Annotated in this window: 1 pseudogene; it reads left to right on the top strand. The window is 45.1% G+C overall.

From position 1 onward, the window contains the following. Nucleotides 1-1,385 (top strand): annotated as a pseudogene (locus AB4238_RS12735) (IS3 family transposase); the annotation flags it as partial.

The following is a 1,385-nucleotide window of genomic DNA, read 5'->3' as shown; positions in this document are numbered from 1 at the left end:
GTGCCAGGTAAAACATTAACCAGTAATGATTGGTCAGCCGAAGCTAAGTTTGCAGTTCTCATTGAAACTGCGCCAATGTCAGAAACTGAAATTAGCCAATATTGCCGAGAAAAAGGCTTGTTTCGAGAACAAGTGCAGCAATGGAAACAAGATTGTTTAGGGGGCTTTACGACAAGTGAAGTTCAAGCCAAAACGATTAAACAGCAAGCCAGAGCAGACAAGGCAGAGATCAAATCCCTGCAACGAGAGTTACGCTACAAGGAGAAGGCGTTAGCAGAAACAGCAGCTTTACTGGTGCTTAGAAAAAAGCTCAATGCGCTTTGGGAGGACGACAACGAGGAGAGTTAACGCCTTTGCCTAAGCGCATAACATTGGTGGGTTTAATACAGGAAGCTTATGCCCACGGCGCACGTCTTTACAAGGCTTGTGCTGAAGCAGAGCTAAGTAAGCGGACGTATCGGCGGTGGTATCGAGCTGGAAAAGTACAAGCTGACTTAAGGCCCACGGCGGTAAGGCAGGAGCCAGCCAACAAGCTTAGTAACGACGAGAAAAAGCTGATTTTGGCAACCTCGAATGAGGCAAGGTTTTCGAGTCTACCGCCCTCGCAAATCGTGCCGACGCTGCTTGATGAAGGGGTTTATATCGCTTCAGAGTCGAGTTTTTACCGAGTGTTAAAAGCCAATGCTCAATTAAATCGACGTGGACGAAGTCAAAGCATAACAAAAAGAAGTAAACCTGATGCTTATGTTGCAGATGAGCCGAACAAAGTGTGGTCTTGGGATATCACTTATTTAGCCTCGGTCATCAAAGGACGCTTTTATTATCTGTATATATTTGAAGATATTTATAGCCGTAAAATTGTGGGTTATGAAGTCCATGACCGTGAATGTGGTGAGCTCGCAGCGGAGCTAATGCAACGCAATATGCTGCGTGAGCAGTGTTTTCAAAAGCCACTGGTATTGCACTCAGATAATGGTGCTCCGATGAAGTCGTTAACAATGAAAGCCAAGCTTGAAGAGTTAGGCGTTACCGCATCATTAAGCCGCCCAAGTGTAAGTAACGATAACCCTTACTCCGAGTCACTGTTTAGAACCTTAAAGTATCGGCCAGAATGGCCTAGCAGTGGGTTTAAAAGTATCACAGAAGCCCGAGAATGGGTCGAACAATTTGTGACTTGGTACAATACTAAGCATAAGCACAGCAAACTCAACTTTGTATCACCGAGTGAGCGTCATGCGATGCAAGATAGGGCTATTTTATCTAAGCGTAAGACAGTGCTAAAAGAAGCGAGGTCAAGAAATCCTAAACGCTGGCCAAACGGTATAAGGAACTGTGACGTTATCGGGAAGGTCGTGTTGAATCCAGAAAAAGAGTCTGAACCTGAA

Origin of the sequence: Shewanella sp. 10N.286.45.A1 (genome assembly GCF_041470405.1) — a bacterium.
Taxonomy (GTDB): Bacteria; Pseudomonadota; Gammaproteobacteria; order Enterobacterales; family Shewanellaceae; genus Shewanella.
This window is presented reverse-complemented; position numbering and strand designations above follow the sequence as displayed.